Below are 5,224 nucleotides of genomic sequence, written 5' to 3'. Positions count from 1 at the left end.
CAAGCCTTCGTTCTGGCATGCCGAGCCTAAGCGAGGCACCGAGTGGTGGGGCGAAGACTTTTTGGTTACTTTTGTCTGGGCCGGCATTCCGGTCTTTACAAAAGTGACCCGCTGTAAGAGCGGAACCGATAGAAGCCATCACCGCAGCAACGGATATGTACACCAAACCACCTCACACCCAGGTCGCCTCAAACCCCGCCACTGTGAAGATACCTAACCTCTGGTTACAATCATCGCCCTCTCCCACTCTCCCAAGGAACCGCCATGTCCGGGCTTGAATTGTTCGCCGCCGCCCTGGGGGTGATCGCTGTCTGGCTGACGGTCAAGCAAAACCCCTGGTGCTGGCCCATCGGCCTGGTGATGGTGCTGCTCTACACCTGGGTGTTCTTCGACGTAAAACTCTATTCCGACATGCTCCTGCAAGTGGTCTACGCCGCCCTGCAACTCTACGGCTGGTGGCAGTGGACCCGCGCCGGTGAGGTCGCGCAGGGTCGCCAGGTCACAAGCCTGGGCTGGTCCGCGATCATGGTCAGCCTCACCGTCGGTGCCGTGTTCAGTGGCCTGCTCGGCGCCGCCATGGCCCACTGGACCGATGCCGCGCAACCCTGGCTCGACGCCGCACTCACCGGTTTCAGCCTGGTGGCGCAAATGTGGATGGCGCAAAAACGCGTGCAATGCTGGCCGTTGTGGATCGCCGTGGACGTGATCTTCGTCGGCCTGTTCCTCTACAAAGGCCTGTACCTGACGGCCGCACTTTACGCACTGTTCACCGCAATCGCTGTACAAGGCTGGCGTGAATGGCGCGCCGACCCGGCGTTGCACGCATGAAAGTGGTGGTACTGGCCGGCCCCGAATCCAGCGGTAAAAGCTGGCTGGCCGCGCAACTTCACGCCCGCTTCGGTGGGCTGATGGTGGGTGAATACGTGCGCTATTTCATCGACCATCACCAGCGTGACACCACCCTGGCGGACATCCCGGCCATCGCCCGTGACCAATTGGCCTGGGAAGACGCTGCCCGCGCCGAGCAGCCTCACCTGCTGATCCTCGACACCCACCTGCTGACCAATAAACTCTGGAGCCAGACCCTGTTCGGTGACTACCCGGCGTGGCTGGATGACGAACTGCTGGCCCGCCATTACGATCTGCACCTGCTGCTGTCCCCAGAGGACGTGGAATGGAGCGCCGACGGCCAGCGCTGCCAGCCGGAGTTGGCGGATCGCCGGGTGTTTTTCCAGGGCAGCCTGGACTCGATCGAACAGCACCACCAACCTGCCCTGGTGATTCGTGGCGACTGGGCAGCACGCCGCGCCATAGCCTTTGAGGCCGTCGAGCAACTGCTCGCCCAGCCGTGCCGAGGACAACTTGCATGACTAGCTCACTGCGTATAGCCATTGTCGGCGCCGGCCCCGGCGGCTTGACCCTGGCACGTACCCTCCATCGCCACGGCCTGGCCGCCTGCGTATTCGAACGCGAACGCGGGCCGCTGGAACGCCCCCAGGGCGGCACCCTGGATCTGCATGTCGAATCCGGCCAACTGGCGCTGCAACAGGCCGGGCTGGAAGTCGCCTTCCGGCGTATCGCGCGCTATGAAGACCAAGGCGCGCGCCTGATGGATCAACACGGCCGCCTGCTGTTCGAAGACCCCAACCCCGATGACGGCGACCGCCCGGAAGTCGACCGCACCCAATTGCGTCAGATCCTGCTCGACTCGCTGCCTGAAGGCTGTGTGCAATGGGGCGTGAACATCAACCAAATCCGCCCGGCCGGCGCTGCACGCTGGACACTGCATCAAGGCGAAATCACCCACGGCCCCTTCGATCTGGTGGTCGGTGCCGATGGCGCCTGGTCCAGACTGCGCCCATTGCTCTCGCCCTACCTGCCGCAGTACAGCGGGCTGACGTTTATCGAGTTCGGCATCGATGATGTCGACCGCCAACACCCGCACATTGCCACGCTGGTGGGACGCGGCAGCCTGCAAGTGCAAGGCGGCGCCAAGGCGATCATCGTGCAGCGCAACGCCAACGCGCATCTGCGCGGCTATGCGATTTTTCGCGTGCCGACCGATTGGGCGGCCAAGCACCTCAGCCTGTCTGCACTCAAGGCTCAGTTCGAAGGCTGGCACCCGGACATTCTGGCGTTATTTGAAGCGGCGAATGAAACCGTCCTGGCCAGGCACATCCACGCCCTGCCGGTAGGCCATCGCTGGAGCCATCGCCAGGGGTTGACGTTGATTGGCGATGCGGCGCACCTGATGTCGCCGTTTGGCGGCGAAGGCGTGAATGCCGCGATGCTCGATGCGGCCGAACTGGCCCAGCACCTGCTCCACACGCCTGACTGCTCAGCGGCCGTACAGGCGTATGAAAACCACATGTTCGAGCGGGTGATACCGGCGGCCCAGGGCAGCGCCGAGGGCGCCGCCATCCAGTTATCCCATGACAGCCTGGCGCTGTCCCTGGCCCACCTGCATCAACATCTCACGCCTCAGTAACCGAGTGACAACCCGGTATTGCGGCGTGGGTCATTAGCCCCGTAGAAGCGGTTGTTACCCACCGGCTTGCCGCCCAGCGCAGGCGCGCCCACCAGGATCGCCGCCAAGTGGTTGGCATCCTGAGGACCGGCAAACTTATGGCCCCAGCTTTCCAGAATTTTCTGGGTGTCGGGGCTCACTGCGAAGGTTTCCAGGTTGGTGGTCTCAGGCATCCACTGCTGGTGGAAGCGCGGCGCGTCCACGGCTTCCTGGATGTTCATCTTGTAGTCGATGACATTGAGGATGGTCAGCAAGGTCGCGGTGATAATCCGGCTGCCGCCCGGCGTACCGACCACCATTACTGCCTTGCCATCCTTGGTGACGATGGTCGGGCTCATCGACGACAGCGGCGCCTTGCCCGGGGCGATGGCGTTGGCTTCGCCCTGCACCAGGCCGTACATGTTCGGCACGCCGACCTTGACGGTGAAGTCGTCCATTTCATCGTTGAGGATCACCCCGGTCTTGCTCGCCATCACGCCGGCACCGAACCAGTCGTTGAGGGTGTAGGTCACGGAGACCGCATTGCCCCACTTGTCGACGATCGAATAGTGGGTAGTGTTGTTGCCTTCATGGGGCGACACACCCGGCTTGATCGCCTGGGAATCACCGGCCTTCTGCGGCTCGATGGCGGCACGCAGCTTGGCCGCGTAGTCCTTGTCCAACAGGTGCGCGATAGGGTTCTTGACGAAATCCGGGTCGCCCAGGTAGCTGTTGCGGTCCACGTAGGCGTGGCGCATCGCTTCGATCTGGTAGTGCAGGCCTTGGGCCGAGTGATAGCCGAGGTCGGCCATCGGGTAACCTTCGAGGATGTTCATGATCTGGCAGATCACCACACCGCCGGAGCTTGGCGGTGGTGCCGAGACCACGTGGTAGCCACGGTAATCGCACTCGATGGGTGCCAGTTCGCGAGTCTTGTATTTGTCGAGGTCAGCCTGGGTGATGATGCCCTTGCCGGCCTGGCTGGAATCCACCAGCGCCTTGGCGACCCAGCCTTTATAAAAGCCGTCGGTGCCCTTGGCGGAGATTTCCTTGAGGGTCTTGGCCAGGTCTTTCTGCACCAGTTTCTGGCCGACCTGCATCGGCTGGCCGTTATGCAGGAAGATCCCGCGCAGGTCTTTGTCTTTTTCGAACTCGCCAGTGGCTGTGTGCAGCAAGTCGATATCGCCCTGCTCCAGTTCAAAGCCGTTTTCGGCCAGCTTGATCGCCGGGGCAATCACTTGGGCGCGCTTGAGCGTGCCGTATTTGTTCAGGGCAGTTTCCATGCCGGACACGGTGCCGGGTACGCCGACGGCCAAGTGGCCCTTGGCGCTGAGGCCATCGATAACCTTGCCGTCCTTGTCCAGGTACATGTCGGCGGTGGCCGCCAGTGGGGCTTTTTCTCGGAAGTCGAGGAAGGTCTTGCGCCCGTCCGCCAGTTGCACGGTCATAAAGCCGCCGCCACCAAGGTTGCCCGCTGCCGGGTACACCACGGCCAGCGCGTAGCCCACAGCAACCGCCGCATCCACCGCGTTGCCGCCGGCCTTGAGCACATCCACGCCGACATGAGTGGCCAAATGCTGGGCGGTCACCACCATGCCATTTTCACCGGCCACCGGGGCCTGTGACGCAGCTTGCACACCGCTGACCGTCAACACCAGCGCAGTGGCAATCAAGGTACGGTTGAAAGGTTGGTATTTCATCCATGGCTACTCTATTTATTGAGGTGCACCAAAATAGCCCGACTCGGATCCAATCCCCAGCGCAATGGCGTTTTTATTACAGAACTTGTCGGTCATAGAACGGCGGCAAAAATGCCCATGTTATATTTCGCGCCCAGACTGGCGGCAAGGCACTTTGTGATGGCGATCAAGAAGACCGGAATTCGAGCGCAACAGGCTGACCAGACACGTGCGCGCATCTTGCAGGCGGCGGTCAAGGTGTTCACCCGCGACGGTTATTCCGGCGGGCGCGTCGACACCATTTCCAAGGCGGCCGACTCCAATGACCGCATGCTTTATTACTATTTCGGCAGCAAGGAACACCTGTTCGTCTGTGTGCTGGAACATGTCTACGAACAGTTCAATAAAGCCGAACGCACACTCAAGCTGGACCTGGGCGACCCCGCGCAAGCCTTGCGCGAACTGGTGGCATTTATCTGGAGCTACTACGTCAAGCACCCCGAGTTCGTGGCGATCCTGAGCATCGAGAACCTGCACCAGGGCAAGCACGCCCAGCAGTCCGGCGAGATCCGCAGGCTGTCGGGCGAAGCGGTTGGCGTGTTGCGCCCGATTATCGAAGCCGGCCAGGCCCAAGGTGTGTTTCGCCAGGACATCGACCTCAAGCACGTGTATTTGATGATTGCCTCGCTGTGCTACTTCTACAATTCCAACCGCCACACGCTCAGTTCGTTTCTGGGTGAAGACCTGGCGGACAAGGGGCAGCAGCAGGATTGGCTGGGGTTTATCAGTGATCTGGTATTGCGTGGTGTGACGCCAATTTCACTGTAGAAACCGGTTCATCCTATGGGGGCTGGCTTGCCTGCGATGGCATCAACTCAGTGTGCCTGATGTACCGAGGTGCCTGCATCGCAGCGGTGCGACGATTCGACAAGCCATCTCCCACAGAAAAGCACATGTTCAGGACTGTATGCGATCAACTGTGGGAGCGGGCTTGCTCGCGAATGCGGTGGGTCAGTCAATTCATCTGTCTCTGACACAC

5 protein-coding genes and 1 pseudogene are annotated in these 5,224 nt (G+C 61.4%); 5 read left to right on the top strand and 1 reads right to left on the bottom strand.

All coding sequences use genetic code 11. From position 1 onward, the window contains the following. The 4 genes and pseudogenes from ACTD9P_RS29245 to ACTD9P_RS29230 all read left to right on the top strand — a co-directional run. A pseudogene (locus tag ACTD9P_RS29245) lies at nucleotides 1-217 on the top strand (hypothetical protein); the annotation flags it as partial. A gap of 47 nt (nucleotides 218-264) precedes the next feature. Further along, nucleotides 265-828, top strand: a complete 564-nt coding sequence (pnuC, locus tag ACTD9P_RS29240) for a nicotinamide riboside transporter PnuC (protein ID WP_017138825.1) — start codon at nucleotides 265-267, stop codon at nucleotides 826-828. Continuing rightward, nucleotides 825-1,370: an AAA family ATPase gene (locus ACTD9P_RS29235; RefSeq protein ID WP_438870366.1), complete on the top strand. Its 546-nt coding sequence runs from the start codon at nucleotides 825-827 to the stop codon at nucleotides 1,368-1,370. Before pnuC ends, ACTD9P_RS29235 begins: the two co-directional genes overlap by 4 nt. Further along, nucleotides 1,367-2,488 (top strand): FAD-dependent oxidoreductase, encoded by a 1,122-nt coding sequence (locus ACTD9P_RS29230; protein WP_438870365.1) that lies wholly within the window; start codon nucleotides 1,367-1,369, stop codon nucleotides 2,486-2,488. The genes ACTD9P_RS29235 and ACTD9P_RS29230 overlap by 4 nt, the downstream gene beginning before the upstream one ends. Here ACTD9P_RS29230 and ggt read toward each other — a convergent pair. Beyond that, nucleotides 2,482-4,206 carry a gamma-glutamyltransferase gene (gene ggt, locus ACTD9P_RS29225; RefSeq protein ID WP_438870364.1) on the bottom strand — a complete coding sequence of 575 codons (1,725 nt, stop codon included), beginning with the start codon at nucleotides 4,204-4,206 and terminating at the stop codon, nucleotides 2,482-2,484. The genes ACTD9P_RS29230 and ggt overlap by 7 nt on opposite strands. Before the next feature lie 159 nt (nucleotides 4,207-4,365). Between ggt and ACTD9P_RS29220 the strand changes: the two genes are divergently transcribed. Further along, nucleotides 4,366-5,013 (top strand): TetR/AcrR family transcriptional regulator, encoded by a 648-nt coding sequence (locus ACTD9P_RS29220; RefSeq protein WP_438870363.1) that lies wholly within the window; start codon nucleotides 4,366-4,368, stop codon nucleotides 5,011-5,013. Nucleotides 5,014-5,224: the final 211 nt, after the last annotated feature.

It is taken from the genome of Pseudomonas onubensis (genome assembly GCF_965653655.1).
Classification (GTDB): domain Bacteria; phylum Pseudomonadota; class Gammaproteobacteria; order Pseudomonadales; family Pseudomonadaceae; genus Aquipseudomonas.
The sequence above is the reverse complement of the archived record's forward strand: the minus strand, read 5'-3'. Positions and strand labels throughout refer to the sequence as shown.